The sequence below is a fragment of the Promicromonospora kroppenstedtii DSM 19349 genome (genome assembly GCF_000515355.1).
GTDB lineage: Bacteria > Actinomycetota > Actinomycetes > Actinomycetales > Cellulomonadaceae > Promicromonospora > Promicromonospora kroppenstedtii.
Genome location: NZ_KI911662.1, coordinates 1,930 through 2,953, shown reverse-complemented (window position 1 = coordinate 2,953; position 1,024 = coordinate 1,930). Strand labels below are relative to the sequence as shown.

Annotated in this window: 1 pseudogene; it reads left to right on the top strand. The window is 76.0% G+C overall.

The features are described from left to right. Positions 1 to 1,024: pseudogene (locus PROKR_RS34670) on the top strand (hypothetical protein); the annotation flags it as partial.

Here is a 1,024-nt window from a genome sequence, read left to right as displayed (position 1 = left end):
CGGCCACGCGCGTGCGGCTCGACCCGGAGTCGGTGCTGGCCCTCGGCACGGAGCGCCGGGCCGAGCTCGCGGCCGACCTGGAGCGGGCGGCCGAGCTGGGGGCGTTCACGCTCAAGTCCTCGTCGAGCCCGTGGTTCGGCGCGCACATCCTGACCGACGACGACGCCCGCTCCGCCCTCGCGCGCGTGACCCGCCTGGGCGAGCACACGCTGCCGGAGCTGCGCAAGCAGATCGAGTACGTCTCCAGGGTGACGGGCCTGGTCGAGGCCTCGACGGCGCGGCAGTGGGGCGAGCAGCTCCGGATGCTCGGCGGCATGCGGGGCACGCTCGACGTGTTCCAGCCGATGGTCTTCGAGCGCACCGCGGCCGACATGGTGCAGGCCACCGCGTCGCGCAAGCAGCGTGCCGACCAGGGCGCGGAGATGGGCTGGCTGGAGCGGCGTCGGCTCAAGCGGCGCGCACGCGAGATGGTGCGCCCCGGCGTGCGGGTGCCGGACATGCACGCGGCCCTCGTCGAGGTGCAGCGGCAGCGCGAGGTCTGGCAGGCGCAGTGCCCGCGCGGCGGCTGGCCCACGCTCCCCGAAGGGCTCGCGGGCGTGGAGGAGACCTACGAGGCGGTGCGCATCGACCTCGAGGCGCTCGAGCCCGTGCTGCGCTCGTCGCAGGCGGGCGGCGGGCTGCTCGACCTCGACCTGTTCGCCCTGGTCCAGCGCCTCGCCGCGCTGTCCGAGACGCAGGAAGCGCTGGCCCCGCTCCCCGAGCGGACGGCACTGCTGCGGCGCCTGCGCACCTCGGGGCTCGACGAGCTGGTCGACGACCTGGGGGAGCGCCGCGTCGAGGCGGACCTCGTGGGCCCGGAGCTGGAGCTGTCGTGGTGGTCGTCGGTGTTCGAGCAGATCCTGGCCCTCGAGCCGGACCTCGCCGGGCAGGACGGCGCCGGGCTGGACGCGCTCGCGGGCCGGTTCCGCGAGCTCGACCGCCGGCACGTGGACTCGCTGTCCGCGCCCGTCCGGGCGGCGGTGCG